The sequence below is a fragment of the Brevundimonas albigilva genome (genome assembly GCF_023503965.1).
Lineage (GTDB): Bacteria > Pseudomonadota > Alphaproteobacteria > Caulobacterales > Caulobacteraceae > Brevundimonas > Brevundimonas albigilva.
Genome location: NZ_CP097298.1, coordinates 151,016 through 172,053 on the forward strand (window position 1 = coordinate 151,016; position 21,038 = coordinate 172,053).

Consider the following 21,038-nt stretch of genomic DNA (forward strand, 5'->3'; position numbering starts at 1 on the left):
AAGCGAATCACTAAAGGACGTAACGACGCCCAGGTCAAAAGCGAAAGCGCCGCCGGGATGGGCTCCCGGCGGCGCTTTGCGTTCGTTCCGACGCGGATCAGTGGCTGACGGAGACCGTGGCCGGATCGGTCGTGGCGGGCGCCGGGGCCGGCAGGGGCTCGGCCGCCTCGTCCCATTCGACCGGCGTCAGCGAGCCGGTCAGGGCCCACTTCAGCGCCTCGTCGGCCGTCGAGATCGGCACGATCTCCAGCGCCGACTTCACGTTGTCGGGCACGTCCGCCAGATCCTTCTCGTTCTCTTGCGGGATCAGCACCGTCTTGACGCCCGAGCGGAGCGCGGCGAGCAGCTTTTCCTTCAGGCCGCCGATGGCGGTGACCCGGCCGCGCAGGGTGATCTCGCCGGTCATGGCGATGTCCTTCCTGATCGGCACGCCGGTCAGGACCGACACCATGGCCACCGTCATGGCGACGCCGGCGGACGGACCGTCCTTGGGCGTGGCGCCGTCCGGCACGTGGACGTGGATGTCGGTCTTCTCGAACACCGGCGGCTTGACGCCGAAGGCCAGCGAGCGGGCGCGGACATAGGAGGCCGCGGCCGAGATCGATTCCTTCATGACCTCCTTCAGGTTGCCGGTCACGGTCATGCGGCCGCGGCCCGGCATCTTGATGGCCTCGATGGTCAGGATGTCGCCGCCGAACTCGGTCCAGGCCAGGCCGGTGACGATGCCGACCTGATCCTCCTCGTCCGTCTCACCGTAGCGGAACTTCTTGACGCCCGCGTATTCGGCCAGCTTTTCCGCATCGACCGTGATCGAGACGGCCCTGGTCTTGGCCATCTCGCGCACAGCCTTTCTGGCCAGGCCGCCCAGGGCGCGCTCCAGCGACCGGACCCCGGCCTCGCGGGTGTAGTAGCGGATCAGGTCGCGGATGGTCTCGTCCGGCACCACCAGCTCGCCGGCCTTCAGGCCGTGGTCCTGCAGCTGCTTGGGCAGGACGTGGCGCTTGGCGATCTCGACCTTCTCGTCCTCGGTGTAGCCCGAGACGCGGATGATCTCCATCCGGTCCATCAGCGGCTGCGGCATGTTCAGGCTGTTCGCGGTCGTCACGAACATGACCTGCGACAGGTCGTAGTCCACTTCCAGATAGTGGTCGCCGAAGGTCGAGTTCTGGGCCGGATCCAGCACCTCAAGCAGGGCCGAGGACGGGTCGCCGCGCCAGTCGGCGCCCAGCTTGTCGATCTCGTCCAGCAGGACGAAGGCGTTGGTGGTCTTGGCCTTCTTCATCGACTGGATGATCTTGCCGGGCATGGAGCCGATGTAGGTACGGCGGTGGCCGCGGATCTCGCTTTCGTCGCGCACGCCGCCCAGCGACATGCGGACGTATTCGCGGCCGGTCGCCTTGGCGATCGACTTGGCCAGCGAGGTCTTGCCGACGCCGGGAGGGCCGACCAGGCACAGGATCGGGCCCTTCAGGCTGCCGGTGCGGGCCTGGACCGCCAGATATTCAATGATCCGCTCCTTGACCTTTTCCAGGCCGAAGTGATCCTCTTCCAGGATGTCCTCGGCCTTCTGCAGGTCGATGGGCTTCTGCTTGGCCTTGCCCCACGGCACGGACAGCAGCCAGTCCAGATAGTTGCGGACCACGGTCGATTCCGCCGACATCGGGCTCATGTTGCGCAGCTTCTTGACCTCGGCCTCGGCCTTGGCGCGGGCTTCCTTGGACAGGCGCGTCTTACGGATGCGCTTCTCCAGGTCCATGATCTCGTCGCGCGCGTCGTCGGTCTCGCCCAGCTCGCGCTGGATCGCCTTCATCTGCTCGTTCAGATAGTATTCGCGCTGGGTCTTCTCCATCTGGCGCTTGACGCGCGAGCGGATCTTCTTCTCGACCTGCAGGACGCTGATCTCGCCCTCCATCAGGCCATAGACCTTCTCCAGGCGCTTGGGCACCTCAATGGTTTCCAGCAGGCCCTGCTTGTCGCTGATCTTGACCGACAGGTGGGCGGCCACCGAGTCGCCAGCTTGGACGCGTCGGCGATCTGGGGGATGGAGCTGAGGGCCTCGGGCGGGACCTTCTTGTTCAGCTTCACATAGTTCTCGAACTGCTCGACGACGGCGCGCAGCATGGCTTCCGACTGGGCGGTGTCGCCCGGCTCGTCGGCGATTTCCTCGGCCTCGGCCTCGAAATAGTCGGTGCGGTCGGTGAAGCGGGTCAAGCGCGCGCGGCCCTTGCCCTCGACCAGCACCTTCACGGTGCCGTCAGGCAGTTTGAGGAGTTGCAGCACGCTGGCCAGCACCCCGGTGGGATAGATGGCGTCGGGCGACGGGTCGTCGTCGACCGAGTTCTTCTGGGTCGCCAGCAGGATTTGCTTTTCGCCCTTCATGATCTCGTCGAGCGCCTTGACCGACTTCTCGCGGCCCACGAACAGCGGCACGACCATGTGCGGAAAGACCACGATGTCCCGCAGAGGCAGGACGGGCAGGATTTTCGTCTCGGACATGATGCCTATACTCCTGGGCCATTGATGATCTCCGGCCCGCCGCGTCGTCCGTCTCGGCGCTATGCTCCGACAGTGCGTCGCGGCCCGTCGATTCCGACGGCGTTCGAGTGAGTATGTGGTTCGCACGGCGCCCGGTTCAAGCGTCGCCGGGGAACGGCCCACATGTGCGTGGATCAGCAGGCCTCGGCGGGGTTTGGCTTAGGAGGCGCCGGGCCCCTGCTCTCCCCGTTCGCGCCTGCCGGCGATGACAGCGTCCAGCCGTCCGCATCGCCGCCGGTGCTCGACGCAGACGCGCGTCATCGGCGGCGCCTCTCCCGACACCGTCGATGCGCGCCCGGCTTGCCCGCGCCGCTGCTTGCCCCGCGACGAGGGGGTCTGTAGAGCAGTCGGCGTCGCGGCTATGGCGAAATTGGTAGACGCAGCAGGTTTAGGTCCTGCCGGGAGACCGTGGGGGTTCGAGTCCCTCTAGCCGCACCACCCCGAGGCGGGTCAGGCGTTCCCGCGACGACCGGCCTCGAACAGGAACCATACGCGCTTTTCGCTCTCGTCGATCCAGTTCTCCAGCAGGCTGGCGGTGGCGACGTCGTTGTGATCATCGCACAGCTCGTGAAGCTCGCGCATCCAGCCGACCAGCTCGTTGTTGTCGTCGCGAAGCTCGGCCAGCATGTCGAACGGATCGACGTAATCGGCGTCGTTATCGAGAATGCGCTGCTCGCCGGCGATCTGGCCGATGGAGCGCAGCGTCACGCCGCCGATCTTGCGCGCCCGCTCGGCGATCGGATCGGTCATGGCGAACAGTTCCGCGGCCTGCTCGTCCAGCAGAAGGTGGAAGTCGCGGAAATGCGGCCCCGAGACGTGCCAGTGGAAGTTCTTGGTCTTCAGATACAGGGCGAAGACGTCGGCCAGCAGGCCGGTCAAGGCCGCGGAAACGTCGCGGGTCGCCTCCTCCGACAGGCTGGTGGGGGTTCTCAGCGGCGCCAGGCGCCGGTCGTGCGCGTCAGCCATGATCCATCTCCTCGATCGCGTGGTGCAGCCTAGCTAAGCAGCAGATCGCGGCGGCGGAAGCCCTGACGCAGGTCAATTCTGCTTATGGCGCCCATCACCCGCGCCTCTGCCGGTCGCCAGGCGAAACGGCGCGCCTCGACGCGCGTTGATGCGCCATGGACAAGAACAAACATCCGGGCGGAAAGATCGGCGACAAGCCCGGCATGCCGCCGATCGACGTCGATTACACCAGCCCCGACGAAAAGATCGCCGGCGGCGCTCTTCGCGTGTCCGCCGCCGCCATCGGCGTCGCCGCGCTGGTCATCGGCGCGCTGATCGCCCTGTTCCTGTGGTGGAGCCCGACGGCCTGAGCCCGACGGCCGATTGGCGCGCTAACGCCGCCGCCGTCGTCGGGCGGCCCGCGTCTTCTGTCTTGCCGGAAGCAGGTCGATGGCTGGGGAACTAGGACTCGAACCTAGAATGACGGTACCAAAATCTGAAATCTCTGAAGAAGAAACAGACACTTAGGCTGTAAAACCCCGGCTATCCGAACCTAGTGAAATCAATGACTTAGCAAGACGATGTAAAACGCCATGAGCGGTCAGATTTTACGATTTGGCGGCGCGGAGAGGACTCGGTGGTCCTCTCAATCGCGAAACTGGCGCGGGCCCGTAGAGATCAGATCACCGTCCGACCGCTTCCTGAAGGAGCGGTTTGCCCGTGGAAGCCAGCCACTCCCGGAATGTCTTCAGCGACCCGAACTCGGCGTTCAGCGCCGCTATATCGGCCGCTGTCCCTATACGACCTTCGTCAAACAGTTCGGCAGTCCGACCGAAAAAGACATCTGAGGCGAGGATCTCCGGCGCAAAACGCTCGTAGACGATCAGGCGCCCTGCCGCCGCGGTTAAGGCTGCGATGTCAGCCCTTGGGCAACCAGTGCAGCACAGCGGCCTGGGTCGCCAGGGCGACGGCCAGCGCCCAGCCGAAGCTCAGGAAGGTGCCGATGATGATGTACTCCGCCTGGTGGCGATCGTTCTGATCCTGGACGTCCCTGAACCTCAGGATGGATTTGGCGGCGAGCAGAAAGCCGACCCCCTCAGGATGGCCGATGAGGATAAAGGTCAGCGTCAACCCGCGCTCCAACCAGCCGATATATTTGCCGGCGTTGGGCATGCCGACGATCGGGCCTGAGGCGACGCCGGTCGTCAGAAGGGTGTTGGCGGCGCGCCCGGCCGGTGAAAGCGGCTCGACGAGCTTTTTGATGACGACGCCACCCACCCAGACGGCGACCACGCCCCCGCACAGCACAGCGAGCGCGGCGTAGATCTGGACCTGCACCGGCGAGGGCTGGAGCCCCCACAGGCTTTGCGAGGCCATGGCCGGCCAAGCGACGGCGAGACCGACCAGCACGGCGATATGGACGGCCTGATCCAGGCCGAACGCCCACAGCCGGTCGCCCAGCCGGTGGACCTTTAGCCAGTCCATGGCGAAATGGCTGGCGGCCATGATGGCCACCGGGCCGAGTATGGACAGCCGGGTCGGCGCCAGCATCAGCAAGGTCAGGACCGTGACGATGGCCACATGGTCCGCCAAGCCCCGCAAGGTCTGTTTGCGGGCAATCAGGGCGTCCGACTGGAAGACGAAGTCGCCAAGCAGATGACCGGCCAGCAACAGCAGGAAGGTTTCGATCACCGTGCTACGCTCCCGCGCTTTGTAACAACCCATTTGGGTTGTAGGCGACGATCACAACCGAATTGGGTTGTCATATCAGTCTCACCCGGTTCCAGGTCAACGCCTCGCTATAGTCGACGGCGCGCAGCAAGGCGGTGATCTTGGCGGCGGAAAGCGCCTTGCTCACAGCCTGCTGCGAGACCCCAAGCATCTCCGCCATGCGCGCCTGGGTCGGCGCCTCCGGCGCCAGAGCCAGCCTGGCCGCCTGCGCCTGCTTCTGGCTCCAGTCATCCATCAGCACGCTGCAGAGGTGAGAGAGCGGACCCAAGGCGCCCCACTTCAGACCCGTTTGAGGACCTCGAACCGTGATGTCGACCGTGTCGCCAAGATCATCCAGGGCGCGACCGGACAGGAGAAAGGCTTCGCCTGAGGACAGGGAGGTCCGCTGTTTGTCGATGCGATCAACCTCGCCGTAGCCTATGGCGATGCGCGTATCCCACTCGGGGTCCCCGGCCTTCAGGCTGGCGCGAATATAGAGCGCCGCGCGCAGAGCGAACCCGGGCTGCGTCAGCAGCATCTGCCAGCTGTCGCCGCGAAAGAAGTCGGCCGGCGCTCCGACCAGCTTGGCCCGCCAGGTTTCGATCTCCGTGGCTGCGGTCGCGAAAGCGTCCCGGGCCCCCTCAAGAGAAGCGGGGGTGAGCCGGCTGGAGCCGACGAGGTCTCCGGTCAGAACCGCGCGCGTGGTCATGAAAGGCTCTCCGGCGTGATCACAGGCGCGGCCCCGTCTCGTCTTTCACACAGCGCCCCGTCTGGCGCACCGCCGTCGCGCCGTCCCCGATTGTCCGCAGGATCGTGGCGTCGTAGCGGTTCACACGCGCATGGACTGGGGGCGCGTCTTCCAGAGCCGGAAACTCAATCCGGTACTGATGAGACGAAACCGACGCGCTCCCCTCTCTCGGAGCCGGCAGATTCATCCACCGGGCGGTCCGCAGGCCGGTGTCGATGACCATGGTCATCGGGGCGGCCGGCTCGAAGCTGCACGTGAACTGGACCAGGGTCGGCGGCGCGACATCGGCTTGGCGACTACAAGCGCTCAAGCTCGCCGCCACGACGACCGCGCCTCCTATCATCTCGACGGCGCCAAACTTCATTGACCCTGACCCTACGCTTTGACGATGACCATACAACTGATTTTGGTTGTATCAACAGTTAACGACCAAAATCAGTTGTAGATACCCCCTTTATGAGGACACGACAGCGCGCCCTCTAGCGCCCCCGATCCACGCCGTCCCGTTCGCGAAGCTCCGCGTTTCGCCGTTGGAGCGCCTCCTCACGTGTCTGCGGATCCGCTCGCGATCGGACAAATCGTTCGACGAGCGCCCCCAAAAGGCGCTCCTCCGATGTGGTCGAGCTTTTGAGCCTCAAACTCTCGGCGACCAGCAATTTACGGATTTTCGCCTCCCTGTTCCCCCGTTCGGCATCTCGTCTTCAACAAGTGCTGAAGGAAGCCGGCATCGAGAAACGGGCTGACAACGGTCAGGGCGTCCACCATTTCGGGCAAGATCGGAAGGCTCCATTCGCTCTGACCCCGGCTGATCCGGAGGCGATCTACACGCACCCCGTCGGGCGCCCGCCACTTCAGCGCAGAAACCTCCGTCGCCAAGCGGCTTGGCGACAAACCGCCCAGACCGGCCCTCTCGGCCAGGCGCCGCGCGATATCGTCCGCCCCTGGCACGAGGCGGCCCTTGGCTTGCTGGCCGCTGACGAGAACCAGACCAAGGTCCCGGTTTTCCGGCGCGGTGAGATTGCGGCTTCCGACCCACAATCGCCACTCGAAGGCCTTTTCCGACCGCATCCGAACAAGGGCCGCCTTGGGATGCCAGCTCTGGTGACGCTCATCGAAGGGCACGTCCCTCACGAACTGATCCAGAACCCCGTCAGTCTGGGAACCCTGGCCATCTTCGCCAGACGCCCGCGCTGAATAATGACCCGGGTCTTGCCGCGTAGCGCTTCAATGGCGTCCGCGAGGTCGCGACGGGACGCCGGACGGTCTTCATCGTCTCGCCCGATAAGCGCCAAGAGCGCGGCGACGATCGAGATCGGATCAGCGGAATAGGCGGCCAGAAGCGCCAGTTCGGTCTTCCACCCGGGAGGCGGGCGAAGCGCATCGAGATAGCCTGTGATCGGCCACCCGGTCCGACCTAGTCACCATCTGGGCCGACTATAGCGGCATCGTCCAGAAATCCGCGCCGGCCACTTTGCTGGTGATCACGCGCCAAGGTCTGTCTACGGACGCCCAGGCCTATGTCGATGAGCAGGCAGGCCTGCGTCATCAGACCATTTGGGAACTTGAGAACGAGATCCTGGGGCTGACCGACTACGTCCGCTCCCTGACCGGCCTCTTCCACCAGGATGGCCTGAGCGATTATTACATTCCCGGCCGCGCGCGCCTGGCCAGATACGAAAGTGATCACCGCACCCTGTCCGAGACGGACACCCTGCTGTTCGAAGCCGTCACGACCTGGATCGACGGCGAGGACTATCAACCGATCGCGATCTTGGGCGGCTACGGTGCCGGCAAATCCAGCTTCATCAAGCGCCTAGTCGCCAACCAGGCCGAACGGGCCTTGTCCGATCCCTACGCACGCCGCCCGATCCTAATCGGTCTCGGTGAGTACGCGCGATATTCCAGTTTAGAAGGCCTGTTGGGTGGCAAGTTCACCCACGACTTCCCGGTGGACGGCTTCAACGTCCATCACTTCCTGGAACTCAGCGACAAGGGCCGGTTGTTGGTGGCCCTCGACGGGTTCGATGAGATGAAGCATGCCATGACGTGGGGCGACTTTCGGGCCCAGATCGCGAGCTTGAACCGGCTCACGCACGGCAAGGCCAAGGTCGTCCTATCGGGGCGGCCGAGCGCCTTCACCTCGACGGAGGAGCACGTTCATGTCCTGCGCGGCCTGAAGCGTTACCAGGAGGGCTATCGGCGCCTTGGCGCCTGGGCCGCCAGCCGATTGGCGGACAGCCGCCCGCAGGCATAGGCCCTGCCCTGCGCATCGTCGCAGACCTGCCGGCCCTCGGGCGCATCCACACCCCACAGCCGGATGCGGACGCCGTGGACTTCCAGGGTGTCGCCATCGATGACCGACGCCCGCCCTTCGACAGTAGGCGGCTCCGGCGCGCAGCCGACGAGAAGTACCAATGCGGGAATCAGAACGCGCATGACCCTCATAGCCCAAAGCCTGAGCCCGGACCGACCTCCCAGCGGCTATATCAATCTCGCAGAGCCGAACCCCGGGACATCACGCCGGACGAGGGAAAGGACATACGGACTTAGCCCTGTTCGTCCGATCGCGGGCTCGACGACATCGCGCCCGCCGATATGGAGTTTCTGCATATCGGCGCCCATCTGCCAGGGACGCCTCTGCTTAACGAGCTTCTCGCGCTGCGCCGCGTCGACACCCGCCATTTCGACCCGGAAGTCTGGGCCTTCACCGATCAGATCGATCTGTCGAAGTCGGGGGTGAGTCGGTTGGTCAATGTGGACGACGCCGCGCTGCAGAAGCGGTTGGATTCGATCGAGACCAACATCCAGTATCTCGACACCGGCCAGCCCGTCTCCGCCGGCCACACGGCGTTCAGCGGATGGAAGAGCCCGTGGTGGTGGTGGCGGGCGCGTCACCTGACGCTCCTGGAGTTCGAGCGTCGCGGTTTGACGCCCGTGCCGGCCCCAGTCATCCCGCCGCCCATCGTGCTCGCCCCGGCCCTGCGCGGCGTCAACACCGGCGGCGGGGAACTGCTCGTGCGCCTGAGCCAGAAACGATACCTGATGCAGATGCTTCAGGCGGGACAGCTTCGCTTGCGCCGGCGGCCTCCTATGACGACTCCCGCCTGGACGCCGCCCGCGCCGACGACGAGATGGCCAAGGCCTACCAGAGACCCGGACAGGTCCTGCGGATCACCACCGAAGACGGTCGCGCGATCGAGGCGATCGGAGACGTGAGTTTCGCGCGACAACGCCGGTCCGAAGACGCCGGCGCGCTGGTCGATCATCCCTACTGGATGATGTCCTTCAGCTCCGATCTCGACCCGCGATTGCTCGACGCCTTCGCCAGCGCGGACCCTGACGAGGACGCCTTTCTGGTCGTCTTCGATGTTCGGGCCTTTTTCGAACGCGCGGCGCCCGTCCTGGCTGATGCTGCGCCCGGCGGGACGTACAGTCTCGTCCAGAACGACTACTTCGACCCCTACTATCCGCCCGGGGACGGCCTGCAGGCGATCCGGTCCAAGCTGATGGCCTATGCCTACCAACGGGAGGTCCGGTTCGCGGTGGACCCTTTGGGATATCTGAAGACCGCAGCGGACGGCTGTCTCTATGTCGAGATCGGATCGATCGAAGACATCGCCGGCGTCTATGGCCGCGATGGGTCGAAGATCGCCGGCATCGGCCCCGCCACCTGGTCAGATTGAGGCCGGATCGCATTTGGGCGGCAATCCGCTCATAGGCGGCAAAGACTGGGCATCACCCATTTTCTCCTGCCGGGGGCGAGGTGACGCGCTGACCCTAGCCCCCCCGCCCGACGAAATTCTTTCCGCCCGCCTTACCGTGACGACCGGCGCCCGCGATTGGATGGTCGAAAGGCGGGATCCGGCGCGGGACGCCTTGTAAAGGTCGCACTCAGACACCGGATGATCGTCACGGGCTTTTTCGCTGGTTTGATCGAGCACCGCGCGCAACCGGGAACCTTCAAACAACAAGGCCTGCACGGCGTCAGGTCGACAGCGGATCCACCGCAGGCCTTCACGACGGGCGGCCTCGAAAGACCGGCCGGACAGCCAGCGCGGATGGAGGCGTCCGTCCGCCTCCAGCACGATCAGATAGACCATTCCCACTCGATTGCTCTAAGCTGGATAAAATCATGAATCAGTTGGTTTTTTCGCGGCCCACCTACTTTAACACCGGCTCGCCGCCCGACCGTTCGGCTTGGTTCTGAAAACATTAGATAAATAGACCGATGTAAAAACCGCGTGATCGCGCAATCTTTCGAGACGTATTGACAATCTCAAACTCGAATTAACAATCGATTCTTGCGCGTTCACTTGCCTCCGCTAGACTAGCATGAACAGAACCTACATCGCCATCGCTGACGCCGGCAGAGCGTAGTGCATAACCAGCATCCAGATCGCCATGGCGATCATCATCAGGTTCTCGGTCAGGGATAGGAAGCCAAGCGGCACATTGCTGTCTCCACCGACGCAGGCGCATTTCAGTTCGCGCTTGTCGATGTAGACAGCCTTGAAGACCGAGGCCGCGCCAATGCCGCCGATGAACAGGGCCACCGGGACCGACAACCAAGTCAGGACGCCCGCGACCATCAACGCGCCTGCCCCGAACTCGGCGAACGGATAGACCTTGCCGTATGGCACCCACCGCTTGGCCAGCAGGTCGTAGTTCAGGAACATGGATGAGAAGCTCTCGATGTTCTGGAGCTTCAGCATGGCGAGGGCCATCATAGACAGGGCGATAAACCACTCCCCTGCCCGCACGGTGAACGGCGTGCCAAAAATCGTCAGGCTGAGCATCGTCGCCATCACGGCGGTGGTCAGGAAGACGACGAGGACCGGCGTGTAGGTGGTCGCCTTGGGATCGCGGACCTTGAGACCGAGATAGCGGCGCAGATCGTCGTGGCCGCCGACACGCTGGCCGTCGATGAACACCTGCGGCGTTGTCTTCACCCCGTGCTCGGCCTTGAAGGCGTCGGTCTGCTCGCGGGTCGTGAGCCAGTGGTCCTCGACCTTGTAGCCCCGGCTCTTGAGAAGATGCCGGGCCTTGAGCCCCCACGGACAGGTGTGGTCGGGCATCACCATCCGATAGATGACAGCGGTCTTGGTCATTGCAGGCTCCTTGATCTTCAAATCCGAGCTACAGCTCTTAGGTTCCGTACCTAGATACGGAGTCAAGCATGAACGTTCGGACGATCGCAGGGTTGGCGCGAGACGGCGGCGTCGGGGTGGAGACTGTCCGCTTTTATCAGCGTCGCGGATTGCTTTCGACGCCTGACAAATGGTCGCGTGATGGCGCTGGCGCGGGCGTTCGACGCTATGGCGAGGAGGACGTGCGCCAGCTGAAGTTCATTCGCTCCGCACAGACGGCGGGCTTCACCCTCGAGCAGATCAAAGAGCTGTTGTCGCTCGACGCTGGCGAGGATCGCACGCGCGCCCGTGCGTTGGCCGCGGAGAGGCTGGAGGCGCTGGATCGAACCATCTCCGATCTTGAGGGGGCGAGAGCGGCGTTGCGCCGACTGGCGAGCGCTTGCGCGGCGAACGACAGCGGACCGTGTCCGATCATTTCGGCCTTTCAGGTGAAAAGGTTTGAAATCTTGCCCTGTCTTGGCGAACGGGGTGCGAGGGCCGGCAGCCGTCCCGCCTGGGAAAAACCCGACTGCGTGGCCACGCAAGCGCGAGGACCGGAACGTCCCGCAGCCAGAACTGTTCGTTGATCATCACTTTCGGAGAACGAAGATGTCGATCAAACTGAACGTTGGTCTGGCGACCGCCGCGCTATCCGTGCTCCTCACGGCGTGCAATCCTGCGGGACAGGCCGATAGAACCGCGACTGCCGACTCGGGGTCGGCGGCCGAACACAGCGTTCCGGCGGTCCAGCCGATGGCGGGGCCCGAGACGCCCTTTTCCACCTCTGAACAGCAGATGCATCAGGCCATGGTGCAGGCGCACGGCGCAGACCCGCAGGAGACCTACGCCCTGAAGATGATCGAGCACCACCGGGGCGCCATCGCCATGTCGGAGGTTCTGATGCGCGAGAACCCGGACGCTGCGCTCCGCGAGATGGCCGAAAAGACGATTACGATGCAGCGCCAGGAGATCACGGCGCTGGAGCAGTGGGTCGCGCAACATCGGTCCGCCGCGGCAACCCCCGCTTCGGGTTCGGTCCAGCCCGGAGCCTGACGCGGGACGAATACGCGCGGGGACTGGTCTGCCCGTGCGTATTTGCTTTTGAACGGCGTCGATCGTCGGCGTCTGTCCGCCGGCGGGAGGTCACTCATGCACGAAAAGAGCTATCGCAACCTCGCGATTGAACTCATCGTCCACTTCATCATCATGTATTTGGTGATGTTCACGATGATCGCGACGCTCGATCACTTCAACTTCAATCTGAACAATCTCTACATGACGCTGATGATGGTCGCGCCAATGGCTGTCCTCATGCTGGTTCTGATGCGCGAGATGTATCCGAACAATCGGCTCAACCTGGCCATTGGGCTGGCCTCGGTGATCATCTTCGCGGGCAGCTTCTACGCCATGCGCACCCAGGCGGCGATCGGCGACAAGGAACTCATTCGAGGAATGATCCCCCACCACTCCGGCGCGATCCTGATGTGCGGCAAGGCCAAGCTGAGCGACCCGGAACTGGTCGCGCTGTGCGCAGAGATCGTCGAGGCCCAGAAGCGCGAGATCCGACAGATGCAGGCGATTCAGGATCGGCTTTGACGGCTCTTCCGGCGGGACACGTCCGCCGGTCCCGCCAACTCGCCATTCCCGTTCGAGGTGGCCTCGCTCGCCGCCCCGAGTGTTGTCGTCGGTTTCACGGCGTGAGGTCGGCCAGCGTCGGCCGCCGTTGGCGAGGGGAAAGTCGATGCGACGCGTAGACTAGTCGAAGGCCGGACCGGCCACTCGTTAGGAGACACAGTATGCGTGCATTCAACCCCGTTCCCTATGTCGCCCTGGCGACTGCGGTCGTCCTCGCCGCTGGACCTGCGGCAGCTCACGCTCGTCTTGTCAGCGCCACGCCCGCGCCGAACGCCACAGTCGGTGCGACCCGCACGCTGACCTTGACCTTCAGCGAGCGCTCTGTGCCTGCGTTCTCCGGCTTCGACGTGGTCAACTCGGCCGGCGAGAAGCTCGCGGTCCGCACTTCGGTCGCTGAAGACGGCAAGACCCTGACCGGGACTCTGACGCGACCGCTGACTGCTGGCGACTATCGCGTCGACTGGCGCATCGCCTCGAGCGACGGTCACCGCATGACCGGCTCGTACACCTTCACGGTGCGCTGACGCCGTGCTCGAGATCGCGGTCGTCGCGCTCCGGTGGCTCCAGTACGCCGGAGCCGTCGTCCTTCTCGGGACGCCGTTGTTCCTGCTGTACACCTTCAGGCGCGGCGACGGCGTGGATCTCACCTGGTCGCGCGCGATCCTGATAGGGTCAGGTTTGGTCGTCGTCGCGAGCGCGCTCCTGGCGCTACTCGCACAGACAGCGGTCATGGCGGGCTCGCTGGCGGAAGCCATCAAGCCTGTGTCTCTGTCTTTCATGATCACCGGCACGGCCTTGGGGAAAGCCATGGTCGCGCGGGCCGCCCTCGCCCTCGCAGCCGTCGTCGCGGTCCTGGCCTTGAGACCGGGCAAGACGGCCTGGAGCATCTCGCTAGGCCTTGGGCTCTTCGTGGTCGCGAGCTTCGCTTGGACTGGACACGGCGCGGCGACAGAAGGCCCCGAGGGCCTGGTCCACCTCGCCTCCGACATGGTCCATTCCGTCGGGGCGGCCCTTTGGCTTGGTGCGCTTGTAGCGCTGACGATCCTGCTGCTTCGCCGCCCCGGGGTCGACGATGGGGCCCTCTACCGTGCCTTGCATGGGTTCTCGGGCCTGGGCACGCTCGCCGTAGCCCTTCTTGTGGCCACGGGTCTCGCGAACAGCTGGTTCCTCGTCGGATCGGAGCGTTTCGTGAACCTTGGCGAAAGCCTCTATGGACAGCTTCTGATCGCCAAGCTGGCGCTCTTCGTGCTGATGCTGGGCCTGGCGGCGGACAACCGTTTCCGCCTGACACCCGCCCTGCGTCTGGAACTGGAGCACACAGGACAGTCAATCTCGGCGGTTCGACGGCTGCGGCGCAGTATCGTCACGGAGACGGCCCTCGGGCTCGTCGTCCTCGCCGTCGTCGCGCTTATGGGCACCCTCCCTCCGCCGGTCGCGACGTGATCCGACGATCTAGTGGCCCGCGGCGTGGAGCACCGCTGCGGTCGTGGCGCCATTCTCCGAGGTCGAGATGTTGTCACGTCCTCCCATCGGGCTTCCCGGATCCCGGCTTAAGCGGACAAATACGGTCTGAACGCCGCGCGCTTTCGCACTGAGGCGTTCAAACCGGAGAGGCGGATTACCGCGGAGCGCGCGACGACCAGTGAATGTGATGGATGCGCCAGCCGTCGGCGTGGCGCTTTAGCACCATGGTTTCCGTTGTCAGACGGTCCACGGCGCGTCCGTTGAACTGACCGGTGGTGCGGCCTTCGCTCGTGATCCACGCCACATCGCCGTCCGCCCAGCCCGATCTGCGGCTTACGACATTGTCCGACGCGGCCGCGAAGGCGGCGTCCGACGCAAGATGGTGAGAGGCGTATTCGTCGCGCGAGCGCTCCGCTCCGCCCTCTTCAAAGATCATGACGTCGGGGGCCAGAAGCAACAGGGCGGCAGATGTGTCACCGGCCTTGAGCGCGGCATGGAAGGCATCGACGGTCGTGGCCGCCTCCGTCGCTTCCGCGCTGATCGACCCCGCGGTCTGGGCATGGCCGTGAGAATGGTCCTGCGCGACAGCGGGCGTCACCGACAGGACGGCGAGAGAGAGGGCGAGAACGAGAGGTTTGGGGGACATGATGGGCTCCGGCTTATGAATCAGGTGAGACAAGGTCAGGTCAGGTGGGCGGGTTGTGACGGGCGAACACCTGCGTCGCGCCGGAGCGAAGCACCAGCAGCGTGTCGTAAGGGTCCTTGTGTCCCTGCGGCGTCTCCATGCCGGGCGAACCGAGGGGCATGGCCGGAACCGCGAGACCGAGCGCTGCCGGCCGCTCGGCAAGCAACCGTATGACGTCCCGTGCCGGAACATGGCCCTCTACGACATAGCCATCAATCAACCCGGTGTGGCAGGAGGCCAGGCTGTCCGGAAGCCCCCGGCTGCTGCGGACGGATTGGAGGCTCGGCAGAACGGTGATGGTCGTGTTGAAGCCAGCCTCCCGCATGTGCGAGATCCAGGCGTCGCAGCACGCACAGGTTGGCGTCTTGAAGACCGTGAGGGTTCTCGACGCCTGGGTCTGGGCGCAGGCTGTTCCGGTCAGGGCGACGCTGACGGCGGCGCCTAAGAAAAGCCTTCGGTGGAGGTAGGCGGTCGTCAAAAGGGCTCTCCCTGATCGCTGTGAACGGTGCGTCTGGCGTCGGCATCCGGCATCCGACCGAAGGTGCGCCGCCTCAGCCACTGGCGGCTCGGTCGCTCGACCAGACCATAGATGGCGGCCGCCGCGGCGAGGGTCACCGCCAACATCGCCGCCAGTTCCAGAAGCCCCATTCGATAGTCGCCCGGCCAACCCCGATGGCCTGGGCGGCATTGCGCCAGACCATCAGGATCGGAATATGGACGAGGTAGAGGGCGAACGAGGCCTCACCGGCGAAGATTGCGACCGGGTGCGACAGGAAGGTTCTGACACCCGCCTTGGCGAGCAGCGCCAAGGCGAGAACGAAGGGTCCCGACGCGGCGACGATAAGGCGATCATCGGCCCCGATCTGCATAGCGAGCAAGAGGAGCGCGGTGGCTCCGACGGCGCCGACGATCGCGACGCGCGGGGACGGCGCCCAGCGCGCTCCGAGATAGTAGAGGCCAATCCCGAGCAGGAACTCCGGAATGATGCGCAAGACGCCCATATTGTCTTCCGCCCGGGGCAGAACCGAGCCGAACCAATGCCGGTAGATCGCATCCAGCAGGATGAACAGGCTCGTCGCCGCGGCTACGAGCATCCATGGCCTGTGTCGAAACCGCAGGGCGACCGCAGCATAGGCTGGAAAAGCGAGATAGACGAACCATTCGGCTGACAGCGACCAGGCGGGCCCGTTCCACAGGACCATCCCGTCTCGCGGCAACCAGGCCTGAACCAAAAAGAGGGTGGCCAGAAAATCCGCAGGATTGAACCGCCCGGGCTCCAGGCCGATGCCCAACACCGGCGCGGCGAGCACCAGCAACAGCATCGCCAACAGGATGAACAAATGCGCCGGGTATATGCGCGCGAACCGCGCCGCGATGAACCGCCTGTAGTTCACTGGCTGATCACCCTGCAGGTAAACGTGGGTGAGGATGAACCCAGACAGGATGAAGAAGATATCGACCCCGAGACGGGCCCGGTTTAACAGTCCGGCCGCACCTTCGGGCAGCGTCCATTGCAGCTGGTAGTGAAACAGCACCACGCCGAGCGCGAGGAAGAACCTCACCCCCGTCAGCGGATCGAGCCGATCCGGAAACGGACCCGCGGCCGGATCTGTCCTCTCGCTCACATCGCCTCCCCCGACACGAGCGGGTCCTCCCGGTCGTTCTCTGGTATCTACGCGGCGGACATCTCGTCCCCTCGTAAGGGGCCGGACGGTTTGGCGCGTATGGCAAAGGGGGCGTGATGCAGGTGCGCAATGACTGATGAGATCGAACGACTGATTGCGGCGGAAGGGCCAGACGATGCGGGGCGGCTGGACGGCCTGGAAGACGCTGTCTGGACACGGATCGCCGTGCGCCGGGAGGCGGCGTCAATGGGCCAGGTTCGGGTCGCCGCCGTAGGGCTGGCGCTCGTGCTCGGCGTGGCCAACGGTGGATTGCTCCTCGTGGCGTCGCCGCGGCCTGAGCCCTCTGAGTTGCGCATCTTCACCGTCTCGGCGGGCCTGTCGCCGCTCGGTCCACTGGATGCCCGGGGATGAGAGCGCGCTGGAAATCGATCGTCCTGACAGCCGTGCTGGCGGCGCTCGCCAGCGGCGCGGCGACCTGGGCGAGCGCAACCTGGGTCATGCGCGAGCGTCAGCCGCCGAGCCTGCATAGCGTCGTCCATGAGCAGTTGAACCTGAGCGCTGAACAGGATGGTCGTCTGGACGCGATCGAAGCGCGCTTCGCCGCGCGCCGCCCCGGGCTGGAGGCAGAAGTGCGAGCCGCCAACCGCGAGCTCGCCGCCGCCATCGCTGCAAGCGATGGGAACACGCCCCAGGTGCAGGCGGCGGTGGATCACTTCCACGTGGCCATGGGCGATCTGCAGAAGGCGACCATCGCCCACGTCTTCGAGATGCGGTCGGTGCTCACCCCCGCGCAGGCCGAGGTCTTCGACGCCGCCGTGGTGGACGCCCTGCGTGCCGACGCCGGCTAGGCGCGGCGCGTGAAGGACGGCGACAGCATTGAAGCCCGCGCGGCTGGCGGCGACGCCGGCGCGTTCGGCGCCTTGATGGCGGCGACCAAGGGCGATCTCTACAGGTTCGTGCGCCGCTATGTCGGCGACGAAGCGGAAGCGCACGACCTGCTCCAGGAAACTTACACCGCCGCATGGCTCGCCCTGCGAAGGTACGATCCGGCTCGCCCCTTCGAGGTCTGGCTCCGCTCGATCGCCCTGAACAAATGCAGGGACTGGAGCCGTCGGCGTGCGGTGCGTCGGGTGGTGCGCGGCGTCATGGGCCTCGACGCCCCCGAAGCGTCAGCGGTCCGGATGGAAACGCCATCTCCCGAAGCCCGACTGGACGATCGCCGTCGCGCCGAGGCGCTGCGCAGCGCGCTGACCCGCCTGCCTGACGGCCTCAAGGCCCCTCTCCTGCTCGCTACGCTCGAAGGTCGCTCGCACGGCGAAATCGCGGCGATCCTGGGCGTCACGACCAAGGCCGTGGAGACGCGGATCGCCCGCGCCCGCAAGCGACTTGCCGAGGACATGGCCGTTCCGGGAGGTGCTTGATCTCATCGGCCCGCCCGATGGCGAAGGGCGTTTCTTTTCGCGGTGTGGCGACCTGACGCAAGGGCGTTGTCGCCGACGTGCGTATGTCAACCAGAAGCCGACACGCGTCCGAGGAACCCCACGCTTATGCCCATGCCAAGTTTCGATCGCCGAATGCTTCTCAGGGGCGCCGCCGTTGGCGGCGGGCTGCTTGGCCTGCAGGGACTTCTGCCGGCCTGGGCGCAGACCGGTACGGCGGGCTTGAGAACGGCCCTGCCGACGTTGAGCGGGCCCAACATCGACCTGACGGTCGGCCACTCGCCCTTCACGGTCGGGGGACGGACCGGCCATGCCGTGACGATCAACGGAGTGCTCCCGGCGCCCTTGCTGCGCCTGCGCGAGGGACAGAACGTGCGACTCTCCGTGACCAACGGGCTGGATGAGGACACTTCGATCCATTGGCACGGCCTATTGCTGCCGTTCCAGATGGACGGCGTCCCGGGCATCAGCTTCCCGGGCATCAAGCCGCGGGAAACCTTCGTCTATGAGTTCCCGATCAAGCAGTCAGGCACCTTCTGGTACCACAGCCACTCGAATCTTCAGGAGGCGATGGGCCACTACGGTCCGATCGTCATCGACCGGCAGGCGCCGATCCCGTCGCCTACGACCGCGAGCATGTGCTGGTCCTGTCGGACTGGAGCTTTATGCACCCACACGAAATCCTGGAGAAGCTGAAGAAGAGCCCGGGCTACTTCAACCGGCAGCGCACCACGCTCGCCGGTCTGATCAACGGCAGCGACCGCATGAGCCTGGAGGAGCGGCGCATGTGGGGTGAGATGCGGATGGACCCGCGCGACATCCTCGACGTCAGCGGCTCGACCTATACCTATTTGATCAACGGCCACGGGCCGCAGGAGAACTGGACCGGCCTTTTCAGCCCCGGCGAGCGCGTGCGGCTGCGCATCATCAACGCCTCGGCCATGTCGATCTTCAACGTCCGCATCCCCGGCTTGCCGATGACCGTGGTGCAGGCCGACGGCGAGAACGTCCGCCCGGTCGAGACCGACGAGTTCCAGATCTCGGTCGCCGAAACCTACGACGTCATCGTCCGGCCGACTGAAGACCGGGCCTACACCATCGTCTCGGAGGCGATCGATCGCTCGGGGATGGGCCGCGCCACCCTTGCGCCGCGCCTGGGCATGACCGCCGAGGTTCCGCCGCTGCGCGAGGTCCCGAACCTGACCATGCGAGACATGGGCATGGGCGGAATGGATCACGGCTCAATGGGCGGCATGTCCGGAATGGACCACGGCACGATGGCCGGCATGGACCACGGCGCCCCAGCCCAAGGCGCGGCGCCGGCGGGCGAGATGGGCGGAATGTCCATGTCAGGCATGAACATGCGAGATCCCGAGAACGCCCCGCCGGACATGGCGGTCGGCGTGGGCGTCGACGCGATAGCCATGGCCCCCGCCAACCGCCTCGGCGAGCGGCCGATCGGCCTGACCAACGTCGATCACCGCGTTCTCGTCTACACCGACCTGGTGTCGCTGCAGCCGAACAAGGACCAACGCCCGCCGTCGCGGACCATGGAAATACACCTGACCGGCAATATGGAGCGGTTCATGTGGGGCTTCGACGGGCGGAAGTTCAGTGAACTGGTCGAACCCATCCGTTTCGAGCGGAATGAGCGGGTGCGCGTGACCCTGGTGAACGACACCATGATGGCCCACCCCATCCACCTGCACGGCCACTTCTTCGAACTGGTGACCGGCGGTCCCCGGGGCATCAGCCGCTGAAGCACACGGTAAACGTCGCGCCCGGGGGCAAGGTGACCTTCGACCTGACCGCCGACGCGCCCGGCGACTGGGCCTTCCACTGCCACATGCTGATGCACATGCACGCCGGCATGTTCAATGTCGTGACGGTCCGGCCCATGGACGGAGCCGCGTCATGAACCGCTTCGCCGTCGCCCTCGCTCCGCTGATCCTCGCCGCCAGCGCCGTCACCGCCCAAGCGCAGGACCCGCACGCGGGCCATGTCATGCCGGCGACCGCGGCGCCGCGAGCCACGCCCGCTCCGGCCGTTCGGCCTCAGACGTCCACCCGGCCGCCGGCGCAAGACCCGCACGCCGGTCATGTCATGCCGCCCGCGCAAACGCCGCCAGCTGCCGACCCTCACGCCGGCCATCAGATGCCGGCTGAGCCCCCGGTCGTTGATCCGCATGCGGGTCACGACATGTCGACAATGCCGCCGACGGCGCAGCCCGATCCGCACGCCGGCCACGACATGTCCGCCATGCCCTCCACCCAGGTCGACCCTCGTGCCGGGCATGATATGTCGACCATGAGTATGGGACCGCCGGACGTGCCGACCAGCGCCGACAATCCCGGCCGTCCTCCGGAGGACCCGCTCCCAGCCGCCGCCCTGAGCGGCCCCACGCACGCCGCCGATCTGGTCTTTGGCGCCGAAGCGATGGCGGCCGCCCGTCAGATTCTGGTTCGCGAGAACGGCGAGGTCCGCACCACCGCCGTCATCATCGATCGTCTCGAAGCCGGCTTCGGCGGTGCTGAGGAGTCGTATCTCTGGGACGTCCAGGGCTGGAGCGGCGGCGACATCAATCGCTTCTGGTGGAAGTCCGAGGGCGAAGGCGACTTTGGCGGCAAGTTGGAAGAGGCCGAACTCCAAGCGCTTTACAGCCGCGCGATAGCGCCGTTCTGGGATGTGCAGGCCGGCGTGCGTCAGGATTTCCGGCCCGACGGCGAGGATACGACGCACCTGGTCCTCGGCCTCCAGGGCCTGGCGCCCTATTGGTGGGAGATCGACGCGGCCGCCTTCCTCTCCACCGAGGGCGACCTGACCGCCCGCGTCGAGGCCGAATACGACCAGCGCATCACCCAGCGCCTGATCCTCCAGCCCCGCCTCGAAATCGACGCCTCAGCCAGCGACATTCCGGAGTTGGAGATCGGCTCGGGCTTGTCGTCCATCGAGGCGGGCCTGCGCCTGCGCTACGAGTTCCGCAAGGAGTTCGCCCCCTATGTCGGCGTTGAGTGGAGCCGGGCGCTCGGAAACACCGCCGACTACATCGAAGCCCGAGGCGGTGGGGCTGATGACACCCGCTTCGTCGTCGGCCTCAAGGCCTGGTTCTGACCTAAGGAGACCACC

At 65.4% G+C, this 21,038-nt stretch carries 24 protein-coding genes, 1 tRNA gene and 2 pseudogenes; 16 read left to right on the forward strand and 11 right to left on the reverse strand.

Going from position 1 to position 21,038, the window contains the following annotated elements:
• Nucleotides 1–97 precede the first annotated feature (97 nt).
• Nucleotides 98–2,496: pseudogene (gene lon, locus MU852_RS00760) on the reverse strand (endopeptidase La).
• A gap of 394 nt (nt 2,497–2,890) precedes the next feature.
• Between lon and MU852_RS00765 the strand changes: the two are divergent.
• Nucleotides 2,891–2,973, forward strand: a tRNA-Leu gene (locus tag MU852_RS00765).
• 12 nt (nt 2,974–2,985) lie between these two features.
• On the opposite strand, the gene MU852_RS00770 is transcribed toward MU852_RS00765, so the two are convergent.
• The gene (locus tag MU852_RS00770; RefSeq protein ID WP_249750652.1) at nt 2,986–3,501 is read right to left on the reverse strand and encodes a Dps family protein; all 516 of its coding nucleotides are present in this window, start codon (nt 3,499–3,501) and stop codon (nt 2,986–2,988) included.
• A 155-nt stretch (nt 3,502–3,656) separates the two neighbouring features.
• Here MU852_RS00770 and MU852_RS00775 point away from each other — a divergent pair, with 155 nt between their 5' ends.
• Nucleotides 3,657–3,851: a hypothetical protein gene (locus MU852_RS00775; protein ID WP_249750653.1), complete on the forward strand. Its 195-nt coding sequence runs from the start codon at nt 3,657–3,659 to the stop codon at nt 3,849–3,851.
• Between the two features lie 547 nt (nt 3,852–4,398).
• Here MU852_RS00775 and MU852_RS00780 read toward each other — a convergent pair.
• From MU852_RS00780 to MU852_RS00790, 3 genes are all read right to left on the reverse strand, one after another.
• The gene (locus MU852_RS00780; protein ID WP_035285540.1) at nt 4,399–5,172 is read right to left on the reverse strand and encodes a DUF3307 domain-containing protein; all 774 of its coding nucleotides are present in this window, start codon (nt 5,170–5,172) and stop codon (nt 4,399–4,401) included.
• Between the two features lie 70 nt (nt 5,173–5,242).
• Nucleotides 5,243–5,899 carry a hypothetical protein gene (locus MU852_RS00785; RefSeq protein ID WP_003170290.1) on the reverse strand — a complete coding sequence of 219 codons (657 nt, stop codon included), beginning with the start codon at nt 5,897–5,899 and terminating at the stop codon, nt 5,243–5,245.
• 19 nt (nt 5,900–5,918) lie between these two features.
• Nucleotides 5,919–6,302: a hypothetical protein gene (locus MU852_RS00790; protein ID WP_054765707.1), complete on the reverse strand. Its 384-nt coding sequence runs from the start codon at nt 6,300–6,302 to the stop codon at nt 5,919–5,921.
• 251 nt (nt 6,303–6,553) lie between these two features.
• On the opposite strand from MU852_RS00790, the gene MU852_RS00795 reads away from it, so the two are divergent.
• The 4 genes from MU852_RS00795 to MU852_RS00810 all read left to right on the forward strand — a co-directional run bounded on the left by MU852_RS00795 (nt 6,554) and on the right by MU852_RS00810 (nt 9,621).
• A complete protein-coding gene (locus tag MU852_RS00795; RefSeq protein ID WP_249750654.1) occupies nt 6,554–7,132 on the forward strand; it encodes a hypothetical protein in 579 nt (192 codons plus the stop codon).
• 277 nt (nt 7,133–7,409) lie between these two features.
• Nucleotides 7,410–8,192, forward strand: coding sequence for an NACHT domain-containing protein (locus MU852_RS00800; protein ID WP_003170293.1), 783 nt, complete (start codon nt 7,410–7,412; stop codon nt 8,190–8,192).
• A gap of 341 nt (nt 8,193–8,533) precedes the next feature.
• A complete protein-coding gene (locus MU852_RS00805; RefSeq protein ID WP_249750655.1) occupies nt 8,534–9,154 on the forward strand; it encodes a hypothetical protein in 621 nt (206 codons plus the stop codon).
• Nucleotides 9,151–9,621, forward strand: coding sequence for a hypothetical protein (locus MU852_RS00810; RefSeq protein WP_249750656.1), 471 nt, complete (start codon nt 9,151–9,153; stop codon nt 9,619–9,621). The genes MU852_RS00805 and MU852_RS00810 overlap by 4 nt, the downstream gene beginning before the upstream one ends.
• On the opposite strand, the gene MU852_RS00815 is transcribed toward MU852_RS00810, so the two are convergent.
• Both MU852_RS00815 and MU852_RS00820 read right to left on the reverse strand, forming a co-directional pair.
• A complete protein-coding gene (locus MU852_RS00815; RefSeq protein ID WP_249750657.1) occupies nt 9,613–10,038 on the reverse strand; it encodes a hypothetical protein in 426 nt (141 codons plus the stop codon). The genes MU852_RS00810 and MU852_RS00815 overlap by 9 nt on opposite strands.
• Nucleotides 10,039–10,281: 243 nt before the next feature.
• The gene (locus MU852_RS00820) at nt 10,282–11,046 is read right to left on the reverse strand and encodes a glutaredoxin family protein (protein WP_055808283.1); all 765 of its coding nucleotides are present in this window, start codon (nt 11,044–11,046) and stop codon (nt 10,282–10,284) included.
• Between the two features lie 68 nt (nt 11,047–11,114).
• Between MU852_RS00820 and MU852_RS00825 the strand changes: the two genes are divergently transcribed.
• From MU852_RS00825 to copD, 5 genes are all read left to right on the forward strand, one after another.
• Nucleotides 11,115–11,651 carry a MerR family DNA-binding protein gene (locus MU852_RS00825; RefSeq protein ID WP_249750658.1) on the forward strand — a complete coding sequence of 179 codons (537 nt, stop codon included), beginning with the start codon at nt 11,115–11,117 and terminating at the stop codon, nt 11,649–11,651.
• Between the two features lie 22 nt (nt 11,652–11,673).
• Nucleotides 11,674–12,117, forward strand: coding sequence for a DUF305 domain-containing protein (locus MU852_RS00830; RefSeq protein WP_283843717.1), 444 nt, complete (start codon nt 11,674–11,676; stop codon nt 12,115–12,117).
• A gap of 96 nt (nt 12,118–12,213) precedes the next feature.
• The gene (locus MU852_RS00835) at nt 12,214–12,660 is read left to right on the forward strand and encodes a DUF305 domain-containing protein (protein ID WP_066629159.1); all 447 of its coding nucleotides are present in this window, start codon (nt 12,214–12,216) and stop codon (nt 12,658–12,660) included.
• A gap of 200 nt (nt 12,661–12,860) precedes the next feature.
• On the forward strand, nt 12,861–13,223 hold the full coding sequence (gene copC, locus MU852_RS00840) for a copper homeostasis periplasmic binding protein CopC (protein WP_017505543.1): 363 nt from the start codon (nt 12,861–12,863) through the stop codon (nt 13,221–13,223).
• A 4-nt stretch (nt 13,224–13,227) separates the two neighbouring features.
• Nucleotides 13,228–14,142, forward strand: a complete 915-nt coding sequence (gene copD / locus MU852_RS00845) for a copper homeostasis membrane protein CopD (protein WP_066629157.1) — start codon at nt 13,228–13,230, stop codon at nt 14,140–14,142.
• 175 nt (nt 14,143–14,317) lie between these two features.
• On the opposite strand, the gene MU852_RS00850 is transcribed toward copD, so the two are convergent.
• The 4 genes from MU852_RS00850 to MU852_RS00865 are packed head-to-tail and all read right to left on the reverse strand — an operon-like array spanning nt 14,318 to nt 16,473.
• Complete coding sequence (locus MU852_RS00850) at nt 14,318–14,809, reverse strand: YybH family protein (RefSeq protein WP_017505545.1); 492 nt, start codon at nt 14,807–14,809, stop codon at nt 14,318–14,320.
• Nucleotides 14,810–14,849: 40 nt separating this feature from the next.
• On the reverse strand, nt 14,850–15,326 hold the full coding sequence (locus tag MU852_RS00855; RefSeq protein WP_066629153.1) for a DUF411 domain-containing protein: 477 nt from the start codon (nt 15,324–15,326) through the stop codon (nt 14,850–14,852).
• Nucleotides 15,323–15,496 carry a hypothetical protein gene (locus MU852_RS00860; RefSeq protein ID WP_249750660.1) on the reverse strand — a complete coding sequence of 58 codons (174 nt, stop codon included), beginning with the start codon at nt 15,494–15,496 and terminating at the stop codon, nt 15,323–15,325. Before MU852_RS00860 ends, MU852_RS00855 begins: the two co-directional genes overlap by 4 nt.
• Nucleotides 15,460–16,473 (reverse strand): acyltransferase family protein, encoded by a 1,014-nt coding sequence (locus MU852_RS00865; RefSeq protein WP_249750661.1) that lies wholly within the window; start codon nt 16,471–16,473, stop codon nt 15,460–15,462. The genes MU852_RS00860 and MU852_RS00865 overlap by 37 nt, the downstream gene beginning before the upstream one ends.
• A 129-nt stretch (nt 16,474–16,602) precedes the next feature.
• Here MU852_RS00865 and MU852_RS00870 point away from each other — a divergent pair, with 129 nt between their 5' ends.
• From MU852_RS00870 to MU852_RS00890, 5 genes and pseudogenes are all read left to right on the forward strand, one after another.
• Nucleotides 16,603–16,884, forward strand: a complete 282-nt coding sequence (locus MU852_RS00870; RefSeq protein ID WP_017505548.1) for a hypothetical protein — start codon at nt 16,603–16,605, stop codon at nt 16,882–16,884.
• Nucleotides 16,881–17,321 (forward strand): Spy/CpxP family protein refolding chaperone, encoded by a 441-nt coding sequence (locus MU852_RS00875; protein ID WP_017505549.1) that lies wholly within the window; start codon nt 16,881–16,883, stop codon nt 17,319–17,321. The genes MU852_RS00870 and MU852_RS00875 overlap by 4 nt, the downstream gene beginning before the upstream one ends.
• Before the next feature lie 9 nt (nt 17,322–17,330).
• Complete coding sequence (locus tag MU852_RS00880) at nt 17,331–17,894, forward strand: RNA polymerase sigma factor (RefSeq protein ID WP_017505550.1); 564 nt, start codon at nt 17,331–17,333, stop codon at nt 17,892–17,894.
• Between the two features lie 126 nt (nt 17,895–18,020).
• Nucleotides 18,021–19,830, forward strand: a pseudogene (locus tag MU852_RS00885) (copper resistance system multicopper oxidase).
• Entirely contained in the window at nt 19,827–21,023 is a 1,197-nt protein-coding gene (locus MU852_RS00890) for a copper resistance protein B (protein WP_066624985.1), read from the forward strand. The pseudogene MU852_RS00885 and the gene MU852_RS00890 overlap by 4 nt, the downstream one beginning before the upstream one ends.
• Nucleotides 21,024–21,038: the final 15 nt, after the last annotated feature.

Excerpts from the sequence above, each read along its gene's own strand:
- MU852_RS00770 (WP_249750652.1), bottom strand. The coding sequence starts at position 3,501 with ATGGCTGACGCGCACGACCGGCGCCTGGCGCCGCTGAGAACCCCCACC.
- MU852_RS00775 (WP_249750653.1), top strand. The coding sequence starts at position 3,657 with ATGGACAAGAACAAACATCCGGGCGGAAAGATCGGCGACAAGCCCGGC.
- MU852_RS00785 (WP_003170290.1), bottom strand. The coding sequence starts at position 5,899 with ATGACCACGCGCGCGGTTCTGACCGGAGACCTCGTCGGCTCCAGCCGG.
- MU852_RS00790 (WP_054765707.1), bottom strand. The coding sequence starts at position 6,302 with ATGAAGTTTGGCGCCGTCGAGATGATAGGAGGCGCGGTCGTCGTGGCG.
- MU852_RS00805 (WP_249750655.1), top strand. The coding sequence starts at position 8,534 with ATGGAGTTTCTGCATATCGGCGCCCATCTGCCAGGGACGCCTCTGCTT.
- MU852_RS00815 (WP_249750657.1), bottom strand. The coding sequence starts at position 10,038 with ATGGTCTATCTGATCGTGCTGGAGGCGGACGGACGCCTCCATCCGCGC.
- MU852_RS00820 (WP_055808283.1), bottom strand. The coding sequence starts at position 11,046 with ATGACCAAGACCGCTGTCATCTATCGGATGGTGATGCCCGACCACACC.
- MU852_RS00825 (WP_249750658.1), top strand. The coding sequence starts at position 11,115 with ATGAACGTTCGGACGATCGCAGGGTTGGCGCGAGACGGCGGCGTCGGG.
- MU852_RS00830 (WP_283843717.1), top strand. The coding sequence starts at position 11,674 with ATGTCGATCAAACTGAACGTTGGTCTGGCGACCGCCGCGCTATCCGTG.
- MU852_RS00835 (WP_066629159.1), top strand. The coding sequence starts at position 12,214 with ATGCACGAAAAGAGCTATCGCAACCTCGCGATTGAACTCATCGTCCAC.
- copC (WP_017505543.1), top strand. The coding sequence starts at position 12,861 with ATGCGTGCATTCAACCCCGTTCCCTATGTCGCCCTGGCGACTGCGGTC.
- MU852_RS00850 (WP_017505545.1), bottom strand. The coding sequence starts at position 14,809 with ATGTCCCCCAAACCTCTCGTTCTCGCCCTCTCTCTCGCCGTCCTGTCG.
- MU852_RS00860 (WP_249750660.1), bottom strand. The coding sequence starts at position 15,496 with ATGGGGCTTCTGGAACTGGCGGCGATGTTGGCGGTGACCCTCGCCGCG.
- MU852_RS00870 (WP_017505548.1), top strand. The coding sequence starts at position 16,603 with ATGACTGATGAGATCGAACGACTGATTGCGGCGGAAGGGCCAGACGAT.
- MU852_RS00875 (WP_017505549.1), top strand. The coding sequence starts at position 16,881 with ATGAGAGCGCGCTGGAAATCGATCGTCCTGACAGCCGTGCTGGCGGCG.
- MU852_RS00890 (WP_066624985.1), top strand. The coding sequence starts at position 19,827 with ATGAACCGCTTCGCCGTCGCCCTCGCTCCGCTGATCCTCGCCGCCAGC.